Source organism: Actinomyces bouchesdurhonensis, from assembly GCF_900128465.1.
Lineage (GTDB): Bacteria > Actinomycetota > Actinomycetes > Actinomycetales > Actinomycetaceae > Pauljensenia > Pauljensenia bouchesdurhonensis.
The window spans coordinates 687,156-710,329 of the sequence record NZ_LT635868.1; the positions used below are offsets into that span (position 1 = coordinate 687,156).

The window sequence follows — 23,174 nt, forward strand, 5'->3', positions numbered from 1 at the left end:
GACCCGTGACGGCGTCCGCGCTGGGTGTTCTCCTCGAACAGATCCATGGCGTGAGAGCCGGTGTCACACGCAGGTTGAATCGAATTTTTGCATGTGAGAAAATTAGCGGGTTTTGTAACCGACAGGCACACCACAGTGCCCGTTCGCGGGCGCGTGACGGAGACTATCACAGTGAGGAGCATCGATGACACAGAACAGCGATGACACTATCCACGGTCTGACGCCTCCTCCCGCCCCCGACGGGGGTTCCGGCGCACCTGCAGAGGCCTTCGAACAGACAATGCTCACGCTGCCCATCGACGCCCCTCCCGCCCCTGAACCGACCGCCGCGGGTCTCCCGCCTGTACCCGAGGTCGGCATTGACACTCCGCCTGCCCCGCACGCGAGTCCATCCCCCGTGTCCCAGCCCGGATCGGCGCTCGCCTTCACTCCCATGTCGCAGGCGAGTCGCCGTCGGATGAAGCAAAGCGTGATCGTGATCGCGATCCTGGCGGTGATCGGCGGCGTGAGTGCTCTCAGCATCATGTTCGCGAACTGGACGCGTACCCCAGAGGCCACGGTCCGCCAGTACCTGGACTATCTGGCCGCCGGCAATGCCGATGCGGCGACAGCGATGGCAGATCCGGGTTTAGCCAATGAGCAGCGCGGGTTCCTGACGAACGCGGTCATGGCCTCGGCCAACTCCCGGATCGTCGTTGAAGACGTTGTCGCCGCGCCGTACGGGGGCAACAAGGTCACCACCGTCACCGCCACGATGCAGCTTGACGGAGAACGCTTCACCTATTCCTTCGGTGTGACCGCCGCGAAGCCTACGTTGGGCCTGCTGAAAAACTGGAAGATGCAAAACGCCCTGGTTGCGCGCGTGAATATTACCGGCAAGAAGGTTTCCTACTTCACGGTCGGCGGGGCGAAAGGGTCGATCAATATCGGGGCTCTCTCGGGCGGCTCGGACTACGTGTTCTACCCGGGGGTCTATACTTTCACTCCAGCTGACATTGGCGACTACATTGACGCTGCACCCGTAACGGCGCGTGTGAAGGCAGATATGGCCGCAACCAGCAGGGGGGTCGCCAGCACCAGCGTGACGTTGACGGGTGCGTACAACGATGCGTTGGCCTCGGCGGCACTGGATGCTGCCATTGCTCTGACAAACTCCTGCGCGACCGCCCCCGGCAACACCAACAAGGCATGTCCTCTGAAGGTGCAATCCACTGATCTGTCGGTGCTGGAGGTCGCGAGCTTGCCCACGTCGTTGCAGCCCGATCCGTTCTGGGATCGCACGTACACGGGTCGGGCAACATTTCGGATCAAGGGTTCGGGGCGCAATAGTAAGGTCGAGGACATTGAACGGACGTTCACGGTGAACGTCAAGGCGGAGGATAGCGGTACGCTTATTCTCGATTCGTCGGGCAAGCCGCAGTTCAAAGTGACCTTCGACTGGTAACAGGTGGGTGGTGTGGGGCTAATGCCTCACACCACCCCTGTTTCTTCATGGTTGTTCTCCAACGTGGTGGCAAGCAGTCGGAGGCGCGCTATGATGGGTTGTTGGTAACTCTGTCACACTGAAAATGGAGCAGCCCACATGAGCAATGATGCACAGGTCACAAGTGCGCGTAGACCCGGTCGACCCAAAGCTGGAAGTGAGGATAAGAAGGCACGAATCCTTGCAGAAGCGTTGACCCTCTTTTCGACCCGGGGCTTTGCCGCTACCTCCCTGGCAGACATTGCTCGAGCATCGGATATTTCCAAAGCTGGGCTGCTGCACCACTACTCCTCCAAGGACCAGCTGTTGGCAGCCGTCCTGGAAGAGCGTGATCGTCGCACGATGAGCCGTTTGCCCGGAGAGGGCGCCGGAGCAGAGGCTGCGCTCGATGCATGGGTGGAGATGGTGGCCCATAATCAACGGCATCCCGATGGTGTCGCTCTGTATACAGCGATGTCAGCGTCCGTTATCGATGTGGAACATCAGGCCCATCCATGGTTCCGCCACCACTTGATGGCCGCGATTCAGTACCTGGGGGATTCTCTCGAACGGGGAAAAGTGACCGGCGAAGTGCGTGTGGATGCCCCGAGTGAGCAGATTGCACGCAAGCTCGTCGCGCTCTCGGATGGTCTGCAGGTGCAGTGGCTCTGCTCGCGTGCCGATGGTCGGTGTGACGTGGACATGCATTCGGTGACTGCGGGGGTTGTCGCTGACATTAAAGACCGGTGGTTGATTCGTTCGTAAACGAGGTGTGACACTTCCTTGTAGAGACTAGCAAGAATGTATAATGTATCACACTGCGGTGATCTTTCTTGCTGCTTCGGCAGTGTTTAGGGCTTAGGTCCTTCGTTCGGTCGTGTTGCGGCCATGCGCCTGAGCTACAGGCAAGCCTCGCGCGCGTTAGTATAGACAAACCAGCATGCTTCACAATGTCGGGGGTTTGCCGAGCGTGCCCAGCGGCGGCGCTGCACGTGACGCGGAGGAGCCGACACTTTCTCACGCCTGGAGGTCTACGTATGATGAACACCGCTGTTTCCACCCCGCCACTTCACGATGCCAACGCTCGACGATGCCCCGATGACCTATGGGCGCTGGGGGAGCTGGCTGTGGCCCGTGCCCGCCGCTGGGCAGACGAGTCAGCCCACGAGCCGACACCCCAATCGGCCAAGCTCCTTTCCCGCATCCTCTCCGATCCGGACGGTCTGACCTTCACCACCCGATTCGTCGATGACGTAGTGCGACCCGCGGATCTGGATGTGGCCAGCGCAGCCATGAAGCGGCTGTCTGCCGGACGCAAGAACTTCCTTCCTCCGGTTCTTGCAGCTGCGATGGGGCTCGGGGCGACCGCATCGCACCTGGCTCCCCACACTGTGACGACGGCGGCCCGCCGCGTGTTCCGCGAGATCGTTGGCGATCTCGTTGTCGACGCGACGGATAAGGGCCTCGGCCCGGCGCTCGCGCGCCTGCGCAAAGGTGGACACCGCCTGAACGTCAACCTCCTCGGCGAGGCCGTCCTCGGCGAGAAAGAAGCCGCTCATCGCCTGGCTGAGGTGTCTCGCCTCGTGACGCGAGACGATGTTGACTACGTTTCCATCAAGGTCTCCGCTGTAACAGGCCCGCACAACCCCTGGGGTTTCGAGGAGGTCGTCGCCCATGGTGTCCGTGCCCTATTGCCTCTCTACCGCCTCGCCCGCGATCACGGGACCTTCCTGAACCTCGACATGGAGGATTACAAGGACCTCGACCTGACGATCGCGGTGTTCACAGCCATCCTCGATCAGCCGGATATGCGCGGCTACGAGGCCGGTATCGTCCTGCAGGCCTACCTGCCCGACTCGCTCGGTGCGCTCCAGCGCCTCCATGAGTGGGCACGTCAGCGCGTCGATGCTGGTGGCTCGCGTATCAAAGTCCGTGTCGTCAAGGGCGCGAACCTGTCCATGGAGAGGGTGGACGCGCAGATTCACGGCTGGGAGCTCACCACCTGGCCGTCGAAACAGGCGACCGACACGAACTACAAGCGCATGCTCAGTTGGGCGATGACACCTGAGCGTACCCGCGCGATCCGACTGGGTGTGGCCGGACAGAATATTTTCGACATTGCCTTCGCATACGAGCTGCGCGCTGCGCGCGGCGTCGAGGACAGCGTTGAGTTCGAGATGCTCTCCGGTATGGCGACCGGCATCCAAGAGGTCGTACGCCGCGATGTCGGCTCTCTTCTTCTGTATGTCCCAGTCGTCAACCCCCGTGAGTTCGATGTTGCGATCTCCTACCTGGTGCGCCGCCTCGAAGAGAACGCCGCGCCTGAAAACTTCATGTCCGGCGTCTTTGACATCGCTTCCAATGAGGATGTGTTCGCTCGTGAGCGCGATCGTTTCCTTGCCGCGCTTTCCGACGTTGATCCGGACGCTTGCGTACCCGTTCCCAATCGCCGCCAGGACCGTCTTGCTGAACGCGAGGGGGGTGTTCCCGCCGAGCGGGGGAGTCTCGCCGAGCGCGCACATCGTCCCTTCGCTTCCGAGCCTGATTCTGATCCGGCCTTGGCTGCCAACCGGCAGTGGGCGCGCGACATTGCTGCGGCAATTCCGGCCTCGACGCGGGGTGTCGAGGCGGTGCGTGTCGGCGAGCAAGCCTTGGCTACGAACGAAGCGATTGATGCTCTCGTCGAGGCGAGCGCGCGCGCCGCGCACTCCTGGCAGGCTCTGACTCCTGAGGAGCGCGCCGCCGCCCTGCACCGTGTCGGCGATGTCCTGGCGGCGCGCCGAGGTGAGCTTATTGAGGTTGCGGGGTCTGAGGCTGGCAAGACCATCGATCAGGCCGACCCCGAGGTGAGTGAGGCCATCGACTTCTGCCACCACTATGCGGGTGCCTCCTTGAAACTATCCGATGAAGCATACATGGTGGGGGCACGATTCGTGCCGGTCGACGTCACCGTCGTTGCATCCCCGTGGAACTTCCCCGTTGCCATTCCCGTGGGCGGTGTCGCTGCGGCGCTGGCGGCCGGTAGCGCGGTCATCCTCAAGCCCGCACCGCCGGCCAAACGCTGCGCCGCGGAACTCGTCGCTGCATTCCACGAGGCCGGGGTTCCCAAGGAGCTGGTAGCGCTGGCCCCGCTCGACGACGGTGACGTGTCGCGTTATCTCGTGACGCACGAGGGCGTTGGCCGCGTCGTCCTAACCGGCTCCTACGACACGGCGCGTCTCTTCCGTTCCTGGAAGCCTGACATGCACCTGTTGGGTGAGACCAGTGGCAAGAATGCCATCATCGTCACTCCCTCTGCTGACCCTGATCTGGCGGTGCGTGACATTGTCCATTCGGCCTTCGCGCATGCGGGGCAGAAGTGCTCGGCTTCCTCCCTGCTGATCCTCGTGGGTTCGGCTGGACGCTCCGCTCGCATTGCGCGCCAGCTCGTGGATGCGACTGCCTCACTGCGCGTTGGGCTACCGGCATCCCTGGATTCCCAGGTCGGCCCAGTCGTTGTACCCGATGACGAGAAGGCCGTGCGCGGTCTGACGACCCTGGGTGAGGGCGAACACTGGGTGCTCAAGCCTCGCTACCTGGGCGATGGCTTGTGGACCCCGGGCATCCGCGCGGGCGTGGTACCCGGCAGCGAGTTCCATCTGACCGAATACTTCGCGCCAGTCCTCGGCGTCATGCGCGTTGATACTCTCGAGGAAGCTATCGAAGCTGTCAACCAGGTCGACTACGGTCTGACCTCCGGACTCCAGACCCTTGACACGGACGAGCTCGCGGCGTGGTTGGAGGGAATCGAAGCCGGCAACCTCTACGTCAATCGCGGCATCACGGGAGCGATCGTGCGTCGTCAGCCCTTCGGCGGATGGAAGCGTTCTGCGATCGGCTCGACCACGAAGGCTGGTGGTCCCTCGTACCTGTTGGGCTTGGGTGTCATCGAGGCGGTCCGCGACACTTCTGTTGGAATGCGCGCCAGTCAGCGTGCGCCGCTTGCGTCAGGTGTGCTCGCCTTGTGTGAGTCGGTGCGCGGGCAGCTTTCCGAGGCGGACATGACGGATCTGCGTCGCGCGCTTGCCGCCGATGCCGACGCGTGGGCCTCCGATTACGGTGTCAACCGCGATGTCACCTCCTTGGCATGCGAGCGCAATATCTTGCGCTACCGTCCCACTCCTGTTCTCGTGCGTGCCGGGGGTGGAACCTCGCTGGTAGATACTGTGCGTGTCTTGGCGGCGGGTATCCTCGCGGGTGGGCCCATCGGCCTGTCCGTTGCCGATGACCTTCCGCTGCCGCTGCGTCAGTTCCTGGAGTCCGCGGGTGTTGACGTGAGTGTCGAGGACGACCACACGTGGAATGCACGCCTGGCAGGCGTAGCGACTTCGGGTGACCTGGGAGTGCGCGTTCGTATCCTCGGCCCGCGCGAAGAGACCTCGGAGCAGCGGTGGGTTCACGCGAGCCGCGCGAGCTGGGGCAGCCCCGATGTTGCCCTGTACACGGGCGCCGTCACGCCGTGCCCGCACTCGGAGCTGGCGCCGTTCCTCCGTGAGCAGGCGGTTTCGATTACGAACCATCGTTTCGGGACACCGCTCGACTTGGCAGCTCAGCTCCTGTAGCGATCGTGTCCCTCGCTGCCCGGTGGAATCTGTGCCCATGAGATTTTACCGGGCGGCGAGGGGTCATTCGTGCGGTTGTGGGGCTGGAGGAGCGGCGATTCAGGTGCCGCAACCCAGCTGTTTTGACTTTTCGTTATCACGGCGCTTAACGTTAATCCTGTCTGGGTAACTATGTGGCGAGAATGTACTCGTTGGTTACGACACGGTGCACCGCCGCTCAAGACGTCAGGAGTGACACGTGGGTACGAGTCAATACACCACCAACGGAGATTCGTTTGCGCGATTTGGAGGAGACATGTCGAGCCGTGGTACGTCATCGTACGACGGCAGTGTCAGTACGCAGGGTGCGCGTGTCCGCTTGTTAGAAGACGGAACCCTCGCGCAAGCTTCCCCTGGAGGTTTCGGCGGGAAGGATTTTGGTGCTTATCCGACATCTGCGCGCCACAAGCGCCGCTCGGTTGGCATGGTCATCGCCTTCATCGTCGTGATCGTGCTCATCGGCGTGGGCGTGGTTGGGGTTGTTGTTGCCAGATCAATGCGCACTCCCGAGGCTCAGGTTCAGCGCTATCTCGATCTGTTGTCCAGCGGGCAGGCCAGTGCCGCCTCGAAGATGGTCGATCCTGGCATTCCCAGCGAGCAGCGCGCATTTTTGACGGACGAAGTCCTTGGAGCCACGCCCAACCGTTTGATCGTCGAGAAGATCGTCGACATGAATGAGGGCTCGTCGTCCTCTCTGCATCAGGTCAAGGCCACGATGAGCGTCAGAGGAGAGCGTTTTTCGCAGACCTTCCGGGTCGTGAAGAGGGCTCCAACGCTAGGTTTTTTCGATAACTGGGAGATTCGCGATCCCCTCATCACGAGGATCTACGTGACGGGACGCAACGTGGAGGGCATGACCGTCGGCAATGTGCAAGCTACTGCTCCCCTGACGATCGATGGCAGTGTGCGGTGGGCTCTCCTGGCGTTCTATCCCGGCACCTACAACCTGGAACCGGAATTGTCCAGCGAGTACGTCAAGGCTGATTCGGTTGAGGTCGTTGCGAAGGGAAACGACGGGCGTCCAGAGGGTTCTGAAGTGATGGATGTTGTGGTGACGACCGAATACACCCAGGATATTCGTGAAGCGGCGCTCGCAGCAATTACGGAGAAAACTCACTCGTGCGTGACTCCTCCTGGGAACCTTGATCGTGACTGTCCGGTTCCACTGCAGAGCCGCAATCTGGCGGTCCTGGAAGTTCAATTCGAGCCTGTCAGTGTCGAGACCGTGGACTATGAACCGAACAAGTTCCAGTCGGATCTCTCGTTTTTGATTCGTCCGAATACGTCGGGTGGTTCGCTCCGGTCAGTGCCGGCAGTCGCGATCGCGTCGCTGAGACTCGACGAATCGGCATCACTCATCCTTGACGCCGACGGTAAACCGACATTCGATGTGAGCATCGAAAAAACGGTTTCCACCGGGTGTTGATCGGAGTGATCGTCTCCATGAATGATCGGCAGCACCGACGCCGATTCGCGTACCTGTGACTGCGGGAATCCGCGCAATGGGCGGCGGACGGTGTTGGTACCCGCACCGGGTGTGTGGGGTGTACGTGCCCCTACGATGAAACAACCAGTTTCAATACCGGCTGTCCCTCACGATTAGCCTGAAAAGTCGCCCCGCAACGTGTTGCTCGAGGCCCGGTCCCAGCATCGTCGGGGGAGGTATCGGTGGCGCTGGCGCGATCGCGCCGCCGATGGGGGTTGGCGGTGACGTGCGCTTGCGTCGTCCGTCATTGTGCTGGCGTGCTCGCGTCGTAGCGCCTCAGACGGAATGCGCCCCATCGGGAGGATTCCACCTGATCGGGGGCGTTCAACCCGTGCGGGAGCATGACGCCAGGGGTAGTGGTGGGGGTTTTGCAGCATTAGAAGCCTCCCTTCGGCGTGTCGCCGGCGTGTCGCGCTTCTAATGGTGCAATTCCCCCCGTTTGGTGGCGGTGAGGCCGCGGTTCGGGGTGGTGAGGTCGCTGTTCGCGGGTATGTGGCGCCCACAGTGCAGACCACCTCGACGAACAATGGCTGGCATGGGCGTGATGGCCCAGATGTTCTGTGATGCGGGCGACTCCGGGACGCAGTTCACCTCTGCGACTCCTCCGCACTCAGGGCTGGTTGGGGGGTTTTGCAGCATTAGGAGCCTCCCTTCGGCGTGTCGTCGGCGTGTCGTGCCTCTAATGGTGCAATTCCCCCGTTTACTGTCGGTGAGGTCGCGCCTCGGGGCGGTGTGGCGCCCCGGCGGGTAGTCCTGCACCGGTGAGGGAGCATGACGCCGGGGGTAGTGGTGGGGGTTTTGCAGCATTAGGAGTCTCCCTTCGGCGTGTCGTCGGCGTGTCGTGCCTCTAATGGTGCAATTCCCCCGTTTACTGTCGGTGAGGTCGCGCCTCGGGGCAGCGTGGCGCCCAAGTCGCAGACCACCTCGGTAACAAACGCCGACAATGGGGTGTCGTGGGCAAGGTGGTCTGCGTTGTGGGCGCAACGGCGCCTGACCTGGCGTGCCGCTCGCGAACCGCTGACAATGCGCGTTAACCCCGTGACACGCACGCCAACCCCTAGAGATGCGCGTGGGCGTCGCCCACGCGCATACCATCGAACCCACGCGCATACCGTCGGACCCACGTGCGAAATGTCGGACCCACGCAAGGCTTAGAGGGGCCACGCGCGAGGTGTCGGGTCCACGTGTGTGGGGAGGAGCGCAGGCAGCTAGCGCGCGCTCGGGGTGGTTTCGCATGCAATTCGATTGAGTGAATTTTCAACAGTGTCCGCAAACGTTGCAATTCCAACAATATGGTTGCGCGGTGCGGCACAGTATCGGGGGAATTGCATGCGACATTCGCGGGATAGCTCGCCGGGCGGGAGTCATGCGCTGCCACCCATAGCACCGCCGGTAGCGCAGCCAGTGGCGTGCCAGCGGCCTGGCACGGTGGATACCGTCGCCGCAAACGACCTGCGCAAGCCCCATCGCGACAGATCAAGGGACCACGCACAGGCTCGCACTGAAACAACCACCTCCAATACCGACTTTCCCGCACCAGCAAGCCGACAAGTCACCATAAACCAACACGCTTTGTCCATCCTCCACGTTGGTCCCAACCACCTCCAACACCGATTTTCCCGCATCAACAAGCCGAAAAGTCACCACAAACCAACACGTTTTGTCCTTTAACCCCAAGTCGCCACATAACCAACACGTTTTGTCCTTTAACCCAGTTAATCCTCGAGATGAGGACGGCGGGAGGGGCGGCGTGCCTCTTGTTGGCACGAGAGGTTTCCTTGGAGCGACAGGGAAATAATAAACGCCCGCGACGACAGTCGCGGGCGTTGTTCCTCCGCCCGATGGGCGTCGGTTGTGTCCTTCAGATCGCGCGGGCGACCTTGTCAGACTTTAGGCACTTGGTGCACACGTTCAGACGCTTGGGCGTCCCATTGACAAGGGCGCGAACGCGCTGGATGTTCGGATTCCACCGGCGGTTGGTGCGAACGTGCGAGTGCGACACGCTCTTGCCGAAGCCGGGTCCCTTACCGCACACGTCACAAACGGCAGCCACGATGTTCTCCTCGGTATGTCTTCCAGTTCAGTCTTTGGCTCCCCGCGGTCGCGGGAAACGCATCCTTCGGTGCTTGAACCGAAGGCAACCATGACAGAATAGCGGATGATGCGCGCTTTCAACAAGTCGCACGCTGTGCCGTTCATGTCAGGTCGCACACAGCGAGGGTCGTGAGGACAATTGTTAGGGGTTTGAAAGGGAAGCTATGGAACTGAATGCATCGGTGATCATCGCGGCGTGCCGCGCGGGGGCCGAGGAGGCCACCAGGCTCGCGCCTTTCCTTGACGACCTGGACGGCTGGGATGGGGCGGACTGCGACACCGGCACGAATGCGGCAGCGACGATGGCCGCCCTGGCGGCCGCGATGGATTCCCTGGAGCCGCGCGCGCATCTGCGAGTCGCGCTCGAGGTGGCCGTGGAGACCCTGATCCGCATGGGCGTGGGGCACAGCAGCGTTGCCCTGGCCGCCCTGTTCGAGGCGTGGGCGGGGGTCCTGGGGGACGCGGCGCAGGTGACGCCCCTGGTCCTGCGTCGGATGCTCGCCTCCTCCCTTGCGCCGTCCTCCGCCTTTATTGACTGGTCGGATGCGCTGGCGGAGATGCTCGGCGGTGCGGTTCGTGAGCTTGCGGAGCTGGGGCCCACGCTGCCCGAGGCGGAGGACGTCTTCTCCCGCTTCTCCTCCCAGGCGCAGATCGGCCTCGTGGACGCGACGAACGAGGCGACGGGCAGGATCGACCNGCGACCCCGAGGGCATTGCTGAGGCCCTGGCCGACGCCGCGCGCGGCGGCGCACACTCGTGGCGTCTGTTGATTTCGCGCGATGACGATGGACCCTACACGGTGGCGACGGTGCGTCAACTATTGTCCACACGCGACGCCTCCTCCGCGATCGACCTGGAAACGTGGGACGGCGGGCAAGCGGGTCCGAGCCTGGTTGCGGGGTGTTCGTTGTGAGCGCCCTCGACATTCCCCTTTCATTGCGCCTACCGAAAAGAACCGCGAAGAGCCTCAGCAGTGCAGGCGTTCTCACGGTCGGGGACTTGCTGATGGTTGCCCCGCGCCGCTACTACCACTGGGGCAGGCTCACCCCGCTGTCGTCGCTGCGCGAAGGGGAGGACGTGACGATCCTCGCCGAAGTGGTGGGCACACACCTGGTCGCAAATCGCTCCGGATCGGGCGTGCGCCTCGAAGTCAGTCTCACGGACGGCGTGCAGTTTCTTTCAGCAACTTTCTTCGCGAAGAGCAGGTTTAGGCTCGCCCCCATCGAAACGATCTTGTCTCCGGGACAGTCATTTTTGTTCGCAGGCAAAGTGGGAGCGTTCCGCGGTAAGCTACAGCTTACCCACCCCTCATTTGAGGGCGTCGACGGGGAAGACATCGAACGCATCGCCACCCGCCCCATCCCGATCTACCCTTCGACTGGCACGCTGACATCGTGGGCGATCGCTCGTGCCATCGCCATGGTGCTCGACCACTTGGATGAGGCAGACGTGCCCGACGTTGTTCCCGCCTGCGTCCGCGAGCGCTTCCAGATGGACACTTATGCGCGCTCGCTACGCTTGCTGCACCAGCCGGAGACGGACGAGGACTACCAGCAGGCCCGCCGAGCCCTCGCATTTACGGAGGCTTTCGTATTGCAGGCGGGTCTCGCGTCACAACGCCTAGGTGCGCGCTCGATCTCCGCCGTGGCGTCCCCCGAGGGGGCACCCCTGCTCGAGCGCCTGGTGCACTCCTTGCCCTTCGAACTCACTCAATCCCAGAATGACGCCGCCCGCCAGATCAGTGCGGATCTGGCAGGTGAAGTACCGATGAGGCGCCTGCTGCAGGGGGACGTAGGTTCGGGAAAAACAGTTGTCGCACTCATCGCATTCCTGCAGGTGAGTGCTGCAGGTCACCAGTGTGCGTTCGTTGCACCCACGGAGGTTCTAGCTGAACAGCACACCGCGTCCCTGCGCGCTTTGCTCGCGCCGCTGGGGCCAGACGCACCCGATGTGCGCCTGTTGACCGGGTCAACGACGCCCGCCGAGCGTCGCGAGATAGCCGCGGCCATGGCCTCCAGCGCACCCCTCATCGTCGTGGGAACACACGCGCTCTTCCAGGACGGCGTGCGCTTCGCTGACCTTGCTCTGGTCGTTGTCGATGAGCAGCATCGCTTCGGAGTCGAGCAGAGAGCTGCCCTACGTGGCGGACGCCAGGACGGCAGAGGTGTCCATGAGATGGTCATGACTGCAACGCCGATCCCGCGCACCATCGCGATGACTGTGTTCGGGGATCTGGATGAGACGCGCATGGGTGGTATGCCTGCGGGGCGCGCGCCGATAGCGACCTACCTTGCCGACGCGGCCAACACCGCTTGGGTCGAACGCACGTGGGAGCGCGCAGCTGAGGAAATCGCCCAAGGAAGGCGTGTCTACGTCGTGTGCCCGCGCATCGACGCTTCCGACGAGATCGCAGACGTCGAGGAGGAGGGCGCGCGCCCCCTCGCCTCCGTCGAAGAAGTCGCCGCCTACCTGCGTTCCCACCCGGCGCTCGCGGGCGTCGCCGTCCACGAGCTGACCGGTCGCACGCCGACTGCGCTCAAGGGGCAGATCATGGAGGACTTTTCCGCGGGACGCGCCCCGCTGCTCGTCGCCACGACTGTCATCGAGGTCGGCGTGGACGTGCCTGAAGCGACCCTCATGGTGATTCTTGATGCGCAGCAATTCGGTCTTGCCCAGCTCCATCAGCTACGCGGGCGCGTCGGACGCAGTTCGCTACCGTCCCTGTGTATCGCGTTGCACCGTCACGAGCTCACCGATTCGGGATTGGCCAGGCTACAGGCCTTCGCTCGAACGACTGATGGCTTTGAGCTCGCCGAGGCAGACCTGCGCCTGCGCAAGGAAGGTGACGTCTTGGGGGCGGGGCAGTCCGGGTCGGCCACGCACCTGCGATTCTTGTCGGTTCGTCGCGACGAGGCCATTATCCGCGCGTCGAAGAGTGAAGCGGAGACCCTGCTCGCCCAGGACCCGACCCTGTCGGCCCACCCCGACCTCGCCCGCGCCCTGCGGGAAGCCTCAGACGGGCAACTCGAATGGATGCAGCGCTCCTAGTGCTCCCGGTAGGGTAGGGGCATGACCAGAATCGTCGCAGGTAGCGCTAAGGGCCGTACCCTCGCTGTGCCCAAGTCCGGCACGCGCCCCACCTCTGAGCGGGTCCGCGAGGCGCTCTTCTCCCGTCTGGACCATATGAACGTCCTGCATGGGGCCACCGTCCTCGACCTTTTCACCGGTACGGGTGCCCTCGGTCTTGAGGCGCTCTCCCGGGGTGCTGCCCGCGCCACTCTCGTCGAACGTGCATCGGCTGCCGCTCGCGTCGCCACGGCCAACGTTCGCGCGACGGGGCTGCCCGCCCACGTCGTGACCGCTGACGCGCGCACTTACCTTGCCGCCCGCAGTAGCGACGCCCTCGAGGGGGAGGTGGACCTGGTGTTCATCGATCCTCCCTACGACATCGCCGAGGAGGATATGACGGAGGTTCTGTCCGGCCTTGCCCCGTGGATTGGCCCTGATTCGTTGGTCCTCGTCGAGCGTTCCACGCGTGTCCCCCCTCCTTCCTGGCCGACCTTCTTGGTCCTCGAAGACGCGCGCACGTGGGGAGAGACGGTCGTCTACTTTGCGGGTCCGCCCCTGCCAGAGGAACATGAGCGTGGGGACAGTGATGGGTGTGGGGGTGCCCCGGCCTCGTCGGGTGAGGAGCATGACCGGTGATCGCACTGTTCCCCGGGTCCTTCGACCCTTTCACGAATGGTCACCTCGACGTGGCTGAGCGCACCGCCGCGATCGCTGATCGTCTTATCATTGGGGTAGGTGTCAACCCAGCCAAGCGTGGGTTCACCGCGCCGAGGGAGCGCGTCATCCTCATCAAGAAAGCAACCGCACACCTTCCCGGGGTGGAAGTTGTCCTCCTGAACGATGCCACCATGGACGAAGCCCGTCGCTTGGGCGCGACCCTCATCATCAAAGGGGTACGCGGGGCGCAGGACACCGACTATGAGGCTTCTCAAGCGGCCTTCAATCTGGAAGTCGGGGGTGTAGATACGTGGTGGGTTCCCACGCGTCCCGAGCTGGCCCACGTGTCCTCGAGCGCCGTCCGTGAACTTCTCATTCTCAAAAAAGACGTTTCTCGGTATGTCCCACCAGCGGTGGCGCAGTATCTGACGGAGAATAGAAACTGAATTATGCCCGGTGGAACGCAGGAGGGACTCATGGCTGACACGCCCGCAGACAACAACCAGGACGAGTGGAACGAGGAAACCGTCTACGGTCCCTCCACAGTGATCGCCGCCCTCGACCAGATCGAAGACCTCGTCGAGTCCTCCCGTTCCGTGCCCCTGTCCGCCTCCATCATGGTCAATAAGGCTGAAATCCTCGACCTCCTCGACCAGGCGCGCGAAGCCCTTCCCGAGGACCTCGTCGCTGCCGATGCCGTCGTCGCAGACGCTGACGCTGTGCTGGGGCGCGCTGACTCCGCGGCAGAAACACGCATCGCTGAGGCGAACTCGCGCGCATCCTCCACCCTTGATCAAGCTAACGAGCGTGCCGCGCAGATCCGCGCGGATGCTGAGGAAGAAGCTGAACGAATGCGCTCGCGAGCGAATGACGAGGCCACGGCGCTCGTCTCCCAGGCTCGCGCTGACGCGGAGGCCACGATCGCCGACGCGAATGCCCAAGCCGCGCGCATCGTCTCCACCGAGAATATTGTGCGCATGGCTGAGGATCGTGCCCGTGAGATCGTCGCCGATGCCAAGCGCTCCGCCACCTCCCTGCGCGAGGGTGCGGATGACTACGTTGCCTCCTCCCTCGACGAACTCGCGCGTCTCATCGCCGACGTGTCACGGCGCACCGACGCCGGTCGGCGCGCAATTGCTGAGCGGCGCGGTGTCGACGTGACCGATGTGGACCTGTCTCATGAGTGATAAGGCCCTGACTCTGTCCCTGGCGCGCCTGCCCCGCGCGCTCGGGTCCACGCTCCGCGAGGACATCGTGTGGGTGGCTCCGGACGACCTGGGAACCCCCTCCATGTCGGTGACGCCAGGAACCCCCATTGAACTCTTAGTCGATTTGACCAGCGTCGAGGATGGTGTCCTTGTGCAGGTCGCCACCTCCGTTGACCTGGTCGGCGAGTGCGTGCGCTGCCTGGAGGAGGTACGCGAGCACCACGACGTGTCTAGCGCGGAGGTTTACTTTGAGTCCGGTGCCCCCGCCTTGACCGTGTCCGAGGACGATGACGTGGAGGCCGACGATCTGTTCGTCATTGGCGAGCGTGACTCGATTAATATCGAGACCCAGTTGCGCGACGCCATTGTCACCCTCGTTGACCTGCGTCCGCTGTGCAGTCCCGACTGCGCTGGCCTGTGCGACGTGTGCGGTGAGAAGTGGGCTGACCTGCCCGCCGATCACGAGCACGTTGCCATCGATCCTCGACTGGCCTCCTTGGCATCTCTGCTGGGTGACAATGCCGAGCCGGGGCGATCCTGATGGCCCGCTCGAAGCACCTTCCTGTCCCTCCTCGCACCGACACCGACGCGCTCGTGGAGGCGTGGGGCACGCGCATCGACGCACCCCTGTTGCGGCTCGCGCTCGTGCACCGCTCCTACGCGAACGAAGCCGGTGGTATTGCCAACAACGAGCGCTTGGAGTTCCTGGGCGATTCGGTGCTCTCGATTATCATCGCGCAAAAGCTTTACGAGCAGTACCCGGACGTGGCCGAATCAGATCTGTCGCGCATGCGAGCAGCCACAGTCTCACAGCAGCCCCTGGCTGCCGCCGCTCGCCGCATTGGCCTGGGTGATTTCGTTTTCCTCGGCAAGGGCGAGTCCATGCATGGGGGCAGGGAGAAGGATTCGATTCTCTCCGACACATTCGAGGCGCTCATCGGAGCCACCTACCTGACCAGCGGACTGGAAGAGGCGCGGCGCGTTGTCCTCGAGCGTCTGCGTTTCCTACTGGTGGATGCTCCGTCGCGTGGCCATCACCAGGATTGGAAGACCCTTCTCGTGGAGTACTCGCAGGCCGAGGGCCTGGGCGAGGTGTCCTACGAGGTGGAGGGAGAAGGTCCCGATCACCGGCGCGTCTTTACCGCGCACGCTTTCGTGTCTGAACGCCTGGACGCGGTGGGTTCAGGCCAGGCCTCGTCGAAGAAGCATGCGGAGAACGCGGCCGCACAGGACGCGATGAATCGGCTTTCCCCGGAAGAAGAATAAGTACACGAGGGTGCGGACCCTCCTAACAGTTAGTATGAACTCGTGAGTGAAAATACTTCCGCGCGTACGCGCGTAATGATCGTCGACGATCATGAGATTGTTCGACGTGGTATAGCTGAGATCGTTGACCGGGATGACACCCTGGAGGTCGTCGCTGAAGCCGGCTCCGTTGCGGACGCCGTACGTCGCGCTGACCTGGTGCGTCCTGACGTGATTTTGGTTGACCTGCAGTTGCCCGATGGTACCGGCATCGACATTATGACTAGCCTGCGCGCTTCTCATCCGCAGATCCTTCCCGTCGTCTTAACGTCCTTCGATGATGACGAGGCCTTGGCTGAGTCGTTGGAGGCTGGTGCGCGGGCGTATATCCTGAAGACCGTGCGCGGCGCGGAAATTACGGATGTTATCAAGGCTGTTGCTGATGGGCGCGTGTTGCTCGACGAGCGTACCTTGACGCGTCGGCGTGTTGATCACGAGGATCCGACGGCTGATCTGACGCCGTCGGAGCGTAAGGTTCTCGATTTGATTGGTGATGGCTTGTCGAACCGTGAGATCGGGGAGAAGTTAGGCGTCGCAGAGAAGACGGTGAAGAACCACATCACGTCGCTTCTATCCAAAATGGGTTTGCAGCGTCGCACACAGGTGGCGGCTTGGGTGGCAGGGCAGCGGGCTGCCGCGTGGCGTAACTGAATCCTGAGTTCTCCGACGCCCTGTGATGTTAGGTGAGGTGCGTCATTGTCTTTGGTTCATTCACTGATTGTCGGACTTCTCCTTTTGTATTGGGAGAATGCTCGCATACTCAACAGGTGAATCCAACAATCGTGAGAGGGCAAGCCCTGGCGGTGCGGGTTCGTGGTGTCCTTGTGTAACCGCGTGTGCGACGAGTTCCTCGGGGACAACGTGGTTGAGTGCCTAGACCGGCAGGGCGCAACGCGGCCCGTCGCCACGGCCTCGTCGATGGGGATTGAAAAGGGGTTACTCGAGCGGAGCGATCCAGCGAATCCTGGTGCCGATGTCGCCTTCCCCCACAGTCGCATCGAAGCTGCCGTGGTGGCGTCGCGCTCGTTCAGCCATGTTCGCCAGGCCGGAGTTGCGGGTGCGTGACGGGTCGATGCCGCGACCGTCGTCAGTGATGACAATACGCACTCGACCCGTTTTTCCTTGCCCGGATACGTCGACGGTCACGGTGGCCGCTGTCGCGTGGGCGTGGCGGGCAATGTTGGAAAGACCTTCGCGCACGATGGCGACGACATCATCAGATAGGTCGGGGTCGACGCGCCCATCGAACTCGTCGATGACGATCAGCTCATTGTCAAGATCGGAGTTAATTGCTGCCCCGTCGAGGGTGATGACGAGGGAGGGAGCGAAGCCCAGAGCAGAGCGGGTTAGGGAGGACTCGCGACGGATCCGCTCAACGAGTCCGACGGCCTTGTCTCGCTCGCGCAGATTGTGCACGATCGTTCGGATCTGGCGGACAGCCTCGTCGATGGAAGCTAACGAATCATCTATAAGTGACTCAATGGCCACGGGATCGACGTGGCCGACGCTCACCTTCTGCTTGGCGGCGTCCAAGGCCATGCCGGTCGCGAAGAGTTGTTGGATGGCGAAGTCGTGCAGGTCGCGTCCGATGCGGTCTCGTTCGTCGAGGAGCGCAGCGACGTCCTGGGCGTGGCGGGCGGAGGCCAGTTCGAGAGCGAGCGTCGCCTGCGATGCCAGCGATTCCGCGAGTGAGAGCTCGGAGGAATCGAACTCGGGGGCTCCGATCTGGCGCAGCAGGATGAGCACGCCGGAGGAGACGCCGCGCGACCGTAGGGGGGCGTAGAGAGCGGAGCCGAAAGCAGCCAGCTGGGGTACGCGCATCGTCTGGGCGCGAGACATTGAATCTACGATCATGCCGGTTCCCTCGTGCAAGACACTCATGGCGCGTCCCTCAGGTGGGAACGTGAGGCCCAAGAGACTCGACGCGTTCTTGCCGTCGGTGATTTCTGCTGCCCATGTGTCGCCCACGGACTGTAGGACGATGATGGCGGTGTCCGCGTGGGATACTTCGCGCACGGTCTTGGCGATGAGTTCGAGGGCTTCTTCCTCGTCCGTTCCTTCAAGCATCGTCGTTGTCAGTGACTGTGAGGCGCTAATCCAGCGCGCCGTACGCTTTGAATCCGCGTAGAGGTGGGCGTTTTCCACGACGATGCCAGCAGCGGGTGCCAGGGCTGTGACAACGGCGGCGTCGTCGCTTGTGTAGCCACCAGGTTTGCCCGTCAGGTAGAGACGTCCATAGACCTGTTCGCGTACGAGGACGGAGATGCCTAGGAACGGGGGAGTGGAGTCGGGCAGCTCCAGGTCCGGAGCGTCGTTGGGGGAATTGACGAGGAGCGGCGCGGTGACGGGGATCGCTGTCGTCAGTGAATGAGGCACCGTCGGACCCGGCAGTGAGTCGTGGTGCTCGAGCTGGAGCGTTGTTGCACCCCACGTGTCGAGGACCGACATCGTTGCGTGTGGGGAGGATGTGAAGGCGCACGCCTGGTTAACGAACTTCTGCAGTCCGTCTTTCAGGTCGAGTGAGCCGGTTAGGTCGATGGCTGCTTTGAGCAACGTGAAGTCTGTGTCGTTGGGACTCATTGTTCTTCCTGTCTGAGGGCCCACCGGTAGGTCGGCAGGGAACTGAGGACGTCTGTGTGGGTTCCGTGTGCGGCGACGCGTGCGGGCGCGCCGGGTTCGGGTGTCGCGAGGACGAGGACGTGGTCGGCATGCTCGAGTGCGCTGAGTCGGTGCGTGACGACCAGGGTAGCGCGCGTTGGCGAGTGGGTGAGCAGAGTATTCATGAGCCTGTCAGCGGTGGTCGCATCGAGGTGTTCGGCAGCCTCGTCGATGGCCATGATTGGTGCAGGTGCAGCGAGAGCGCGGGCCATCAGGAGGCGACGACGTTCACCGCCTGACACTGTGGTGCCGCCCGACCCGATGAGGGTGTCGATTCCATCGGGCAGGGAAGCAATCCACTGTTCGAGGCCGGCGCGAGCGAGGAGGTTCACGGCCTCGTCCCGCGAGAGGTTGGCGCGGGCGACGCGCAGGTTTTCAAAGATGGAGGTCGCGAAGACATGGGCGTCTTCGGCCGTCATCGTGATGTTGGAGGCAACCTGGTCACGACTCGCTCTCCATGCGGGGACACCGTTGATGAGGGCTTTACCAGACTTGGGGGGAATCACACCGGTGAGGGTCGCCAGCAGGGTTGTCTTTCCGATACCGGAAGCGCCCACGATCGCCAGGGAATGTCCGGGTTGCACAGAAACAGAGATGCCGGTCGCCAGCGTGGGACCCCCCGGCCAGCCGATTGACAGGTCGCAGGCTTCAACGATCGGCGGGCCTGCTGGGATGTCGTGGGTGGCAGATGGGATCTCGTCGCGCAGCAAAGCGCAAATGCGTTGGGCGGCTTGCGCGCTGCGCACCAGTTGTGAGGCGGCGGGGGCAAGCTCGGCTACCCCCTCGAAGGACGACAGCGGAATCAGGACGATGACCGCGAGAAGCACCTCGGCCAGGACCCCGGAGGTAGTCTGAGGGACGCCAATGAGGATCGCGCCAATGACGCCGGCGCCCATGGCACACACGTCGAGTCCACGCGCAAGCGCGGAGAGTTTCGCGGAGCGTGCGATCGCGCGGGCCAGATCCGTCTCGGCCTCGTCGAGTGATGCGCGCGCGTGGGGGAGCGTCCCGGCCAGGGAGAGTTCGGTGGCACCTTCTAGTACAGCTAGGGTCGTGGACGCGATGTTAATTCGCGCCTGGGAACCCAGCGTTTCCGCCAGGCGTACCGAGCGGGCGACGAGGGAGGGCGCCACGATGCCAGACACAATGAGGCCAAGCGCGAGGACCAGTCCTGCTGCGGGCGACATGACCGTGACGACACCGACCGTCCCAATGCCGACTACGAAGGCAACCAGCGAAGGCAGGAGGGTCCTGACCACTACGTTTCCAACCTCGTCCACGTCAGAGCCTGCGCGCGTCATCAGATCGCCGCGGCGAATACCAGACAGGGAGGCTTCAGACTGGTGACACAAGCGGTCGTAGAGGTTGGCGCGCAGGGAATCCATGCCGTCGAGAGCAACCCTGTGCGAGGCTAATCGCGACAGGTAGCGAGCGAGGGCGCGAGAGACACCGAAGAGCCGCACCGACGTGGCTGCGACAGTCAGATAGAGGACGGGCGGTTGCTGGGAGGCGCGCGCTATCAACCATGCGGCGGTGCCGCCCAGGGCGATGGCCGAACCGAGCGCAGTGACGCCGAGCAGTACGGACAGGGCAAATCCCGGGCGTGACACGTCAAGCATGGAGATGCAGCGGCGCAGCGCAGCGGATTCGGAGCGGGTCAGGAAGAGCCTCATGCGACTATCGCCTCGTTTGCAGATGCCACGTCAATGATCTGGTCGGCGACCTCAATGATGGCGCTACGGTGGGCGATGACGATGACCGTTGCACCCCTGGCGCGCATGGCGCGAATAGAGCGCACGACGGTTTCTTCGCTAACAGCATCAAGGTGGGCGGTGGGTTCATCCAGGACGACGATCTGGGAGCGTGCAGCGAGCACGCGCGTCAGTGCTAGGCGCTGGCGTTGGCCGACGGAGAGGCCGACGCCTCCGGAGCCGATGATGCTCTCCCACCCGTGGGGCGTGGTCGACAGGACGGCGTCGAAGCCGGTGGCGCGCGCGGCTTCCTCCAGGTTGGCCAGCGGCAGACCTCCCATGTTGTCCAGGATCGTGCCGGGGACGAGCGTGGGGGATTGCGGCACCCAGGAGATGGAGGAACGCCAGGAGACTGGGTCCACGTCGGCGAGGTCCAGCTCGTCACTTTGTTGGTTCGAGGCCTGGGGGCGTAGACGGATTTGGCCGACATCGGGGGTAACGTCTGCGAGGAGGCATGCGACGAGCGTCGATTTTCCTGCCCCCGAAGGACCGGCGAAAGCAGTGACGGTGCCCGGGCGGATCACCCCGCTCGTGGGCGCGGGACCCCACGCTCCGCGAGCGTGCACGCCGACGCCGTTGAGCACAATGTCGGTGGCACTCATGTCCGGGCAAGCGGTGGTCCCCGGGTGCGCCGTGTCATCGGCCTGTTCGATGATGTCAAAGGCTGCGCGCGAGGCTGCAACCCCGTTAGCCGATGCATGGAACTGGGCACCCACCTGGCGCAGCGGTTCGAAGACTTCGGGGGCCAACATGATGACCGCGAGGCCGTGGAACAGGGATATGTTCCCAAATACCAGGCGCATACCGACTTCGACGGCGACCAGGGCAACCGACAGGGTTGTGAGGAACTCCAAAACTGCTCCGGAGAGGAATGCGACGCGCAGGGTCGCCATCGTCGCCTTGGTGTTTGCCTTGCCGAGTGCGCGAAGGTGAGCACGCGGTGCCTTTTCGCGCCCGAGGGCCCTCAGGGTCGGGAGTCCCGACATGAGATCCAGCAGCTGGGCTGTCAGGCGTTTCATGGTCTCCAGTTTGTCCTGGGACGCCGCCTCGGTGAAACGACCGATGAGGATCATGAAGATCGGGATGAGAGGAAGGACGAGAAGAGCGATGAGAGCAGACCAGAAGTCCAGCAGGAGAATAACGCCCAGTGCCGCTGGGGTGACGGTGCAGACAAGTACCAGTTGAGGTAGGAACGACACAAAGTACGGGCGCAGGTCTTCGAGGCCGGTCGACAGGAGTGTCGCGGTCTGTGCGCTGTTGGTTGCCCTCCAGCGTGGTCCCAGGGCAATAGAGGCGTTGATGACGCGTTTGCGCAGTTCGATAATGGCGTTGGTAGCGGCGCGTGCAGCAATTGCCTCGCGTCCCGCAACGACCATGGCGCGCAGCGCGAATACTGCCGCGACACCAGCGATGGCGGGAAGAATATCAGTCAGTGTGGCGGAACCTGAGACGACCGGGGAGAGAGCAGCGGAAATAAGCAGCGCCTGGGCGAGCACCAGCAGGGCCGTAACCGTTCCCAGGAGTGCGGTGAGCGCGATAGGGGTGCGAGCCGAACGGGCATAACGCAACAAACGAGGATCAAAGGGACGCACGGATACCATTGTGCCCCAAAACCTACCGTTATGGGTCGAAGGTCCCCGGCCTCGTCTTGGCACGTACACAACTGCGCCCGGCCCCCGCAGAGGGTACCGGGCGCAGCGCAGCGAATCAATCAGTCGGCGAGGAAGTTTTCACCCAGACGGATCTTCTTCATGAGCAGGCCAGTCTTAGTCGTCACGTCCTCCGTGCCCACGCGGGAACGGAAGGTCCAGTAGGACCACAGGACATAGGCCAGGACGATGGGCAACAGGCACACGGTCACGATCGTCATGACGGTGAGCGTCGCGGTTGTCGACGAGGCCTGTTCGATCGTCAGCGAGTACGCCGGGTTGATCGAAGACTTCTGGACGGCGGGAGCCATCGATGCGAAAACCCATGCAACTGTGCCAGCGATCGCCACAGAGGAAGCCGCGAAAGATAGGCCCTCACGGCGCAACGTGGACTGCGAGAGCACTGTCGAAACGATGATCGCCAAGGCTGCGACCACGAGCGGGATCCACGCCAGGACGTTCGTCGTGTAGGCGAACTGGCCCCACACGAGCCACGCGGCGGCCAGCACGGTCGCTGCGATCGTGGCGGGAGCGGCGATAGCGTTCGCACGGTCGCGGACCTCGCCCGTCGTCTTCAGAGCCAGGAACTGTGCGCCGTGAGCCAGGCACACCGCCAGGACGGCCAAGCCACCCAGGAGCGTGTAGGGGGTCAGTAGCGAGAAGAAGCCGCCCGTGAGCTGGTGGGTCGCGCTCGCCAGCGATTGATTGACCAGGGTCGGGTCGACGACGGTGCCGGTGGCGACATCAACGACCTCGATGTGCATGCCCGCAACGAAGTTAGCGAATGCGACGCCCAACAACAGGGGGACAAGCCACGCGCAGATCGTGTGGGCCCAGTCCCAGGTGCGGCGCCACTTCTCGGTGGCCACCTTCGAGCGCCACTCGAGCGCCATGATGCGGATAATCAGGCAGACAAGAATGAGGAACAGAGCAAGATACATGCCGGAGAACATGGTTGCGTACCACTCGGGGAACGCCGCGAAGGTCGCCCCGCCGGCGGTCAGCAGCCACACCTCGTTGCCGTCCCAGTGGGGGCCGATCGTACGCACCATCTGCGTGCGTTCACGATCGCCCTTGGCTGCGAAAGGAAGGAGCATGCCGACACCGAAGTCGAAGCCTTCGAGGATGAGGTAGACCGTCCACAGAACGGCGACGAGGATGAACCACAGAATTGACAGAGTCATGATCGTTGTTCC

General features: G+C 63.1%; 16 protein-coding genes. 11 read left to right on the top strand and 5 right to left on the bottom strand.

Going from position 1 to position 23,174, the window contains the following annotated elements; all coding sequences use genetic code 11:
- Positions 1-184: 184 nt before the first annotated feature.
- The 4 genes from BQ7477_RS08055 to BQ7477_RS08070 all read left to right on the top strand — a co-directional run bounded on the left by BQ7477_RS08055 (position 185) and on the right by BQ7477_RS08070 (position 7,528).
- Positions 185-1,444 carry a hypothetical protein gene (locus BQ7477_RS08055; RefSeq protein WP_234968729.1) on the top strand — a complete coding sequence of 420 codons (1,260 nt, stop codon included), beginning with the start codon at positions 185-187 and terminating at the stop codon, positions 1,442-1,444.
- Between the two features lie 138 nt (positions 1,445-1,582).
- A complete protein-coding gene (locus BQ7477_RS08060) occupies positions 1,583-2,227 on the top strand; it encodes a TetR/AcrR family transcriptional regulator (protein WP_073983482.1) in 645 nt (214 codons plus the stop codon).
- Positions 2,228-2,499: 272 nt separating this feature from the next.
- Positions 2,500-6,063: a bifunctional proline dehydrogenase/L-glutamate gamma-semialdehyde dehydrogenase gene (locus BQ7477_RS08065; RefSeq protein ID WP_084795726.1), complete on the top strand. Its 3,564-nt coding sequence runs from the start codon at positions 2,500-2,502 to the stop codon at positions 6,061-6,063.
- Between the two features lie 463 nt (positions 6,064-6,526).
- Positions 6,527-7,528, top strand: coding sequence for a zinc ribbon domain-containing protein (locus BQ7477_RS08070; RefSeq protein ID WP_129582524.1), 1,002 nt, complete (start codon positions 6,527-6,529; stop codon positions 7,526-7,528).
- A 1,921-nt stretch (positions 7,529-9,449) separates the two neighbouring features.
- Here the strand turns inward: BQ7477_RS08070 and rpmB are convergent.
- Entirely contained in the window at positions 9,450-9,641 is a 192-nt protein-coding gene (rpmB, locus tag BQ7477_RS08075) for a 50S ribosomal protein L28 (RefSeq protein WP_003792657.1), read from the bottom strand.
- Between the two features lie 940 nt (positions 9,642-10,581).
- Here rpmB and BQ7477_RS08090 point away from each other — a divergent pair.
- The 7 genes from BQ7477_RS08090 (at position 10,582) to BQ7477_RS08120 (ending at position 16,571) form a co-directional block, all read left to right on the top strand.
- Positions 10,582-12,729: an ATP-dependent DNA helicase RecG gene (locus BQ7477_RS08090; protein ID WP_084795728.1), complete on the top strand. Its 2,148-nt coding sequence runs from the start codon at positions 10,582-10,584 to the stop codon at positions 12,727-12,729.
- Between the two features lie 21 nt (positions 12,730-12,750).
- On the top strand, positions 12,751-13,386 hold the full coding sequence (gene rsmD, locus BQ7477_RS08095) for a 16S rRNA (guanine(966)-N(2))-methyltransferase RsmD (protein ID WP_073983484.1): 636 nt from the start codon (positions 12,751-12,753) through the stop codon (positions 13,384-13,386).
- Positions 13,383-13,853, top strand: a complete 471-nt coding sequence (coaD, locus tag BQ7477_RS08100; RefSeq protein WP_073983485.1) for a pantetheine-phosphate adenylyltransferase — start codon at positions 13,383-13,385, stop codon at positions 13,851-13,853. The genes rsmD and coaD overlap by 4 nt, the downstream gene beginning before the upstream one ends.
- Positions 13,854-13,883: 30 nt before the next feature.
- Complete coding sequence (locus BQ7477_RS08105; RefSeq protein WP_073983486.1) at positions 13,884-14,594, top strand: hypothetical protein; 711 nt, start codon at positions 13,884-13,886, stop codon at positions 14,592-14,594.
- Positions 14,587-15,156, top strand: a complete 570-nt coding sequence (locus tag BQ7477_RS08110) for a YceD family protein (protein WP_073983487.1) — start codon at positions 14,587-14,589, stop codon at positions 15,154-15,156. The genes BQ7477_RS08105 and BQ7477_RS08110 overlap by 8 nt, the downstream gene beginning before the upstream one ends.
- Positions 15,156-15,881 (top strand): ribonuclease III, encoded by a 726-nt coding sequence (gene rnc / locus BQ7477_RS08115; protein WP_073983488.1) that lies wholly within the window; start codon positions 15,156-15,158, stop codon positions 15,879-15,881. The genes BQ7477_RS08110 and rnc overlap by 1 nt, the downstream gene beginning before the upstream one ends.
- A gap of 75 nt (positions 15,882-15,956) precedes the next feature.
- A complete protein-coding gene (locus tag BQ7477_RS08120; RefSeq protein WP_073983489.1) occupies positions 15,957-16,571 on the top strand; it encodes a response regulator in 615 nt (204 codons plus the stop codon).
- Positions 16,572-16,856: 285 nt separating this feature from the next.
- Here BQ7477_RS08120 and BQ7477_RS08125 read toward each other — a convergent pair whose 3' ends face one another.
- The 4 genes from BQ7477_RS08125 to cydB all read right to left on the bottom strand — a co-directional run bounded on the left by BQ7477_RS08125 (position 16,857) and on the right by cydB (position 23,162).
- A complete protein-coding gene (locus tag BQ7477_RS08125; protein ID WP_073983490.1) occupies positions 16,857-18,500 on the bottom strand; it encodes a sensor histidine kinase in 1,644 nt (547 codons plus the stop codon).
- The gene (gene cydC, locus BQ7477_RS08130; protein WP_073983491.1) at positions 18,497-20,251 is read right to left on the bottom strand and encodes a thiol reductant ABC exporter subunit CydC; all 1,755 of its coding nucleotides are present in this window, start codon (positions 20,249-20,251) and stop codon (positions 18,497-18,499) included. Before cydC ends, BQ7477_RS08125 begins: the two co-directional genes overlap by 4 nt.
- A complete protein-coding gene (gene cydD / locus BQ7477_RS08135) occupies positions 20,248-21,930 on the bottom strand; it encodes a thiol reductant ABC exporter subunit CydD (protein WP_234968731.1) in 1,683 nt (560 codons plus the stop codon). The genes cydC and cydD overlap by 4 nt, the downstream gene beginning before the upstream one ends.
- 110 nt (positions 21,931-22,040) lie before the next feature.
- Complete coding sequence (cydB, locus tag BQ7477_RS08140; protein ID WP_073983492.1) at positions 22,041-23,162, bottom strand: cytochrome d ubiquinol oxidase subunit II; 1,122 nt, start codon at positions 23,160-23,162, stop codon at positions 22,041-22,043.
- Positions 23,163-23,174 lie beyond the last annotated feature (12 nt).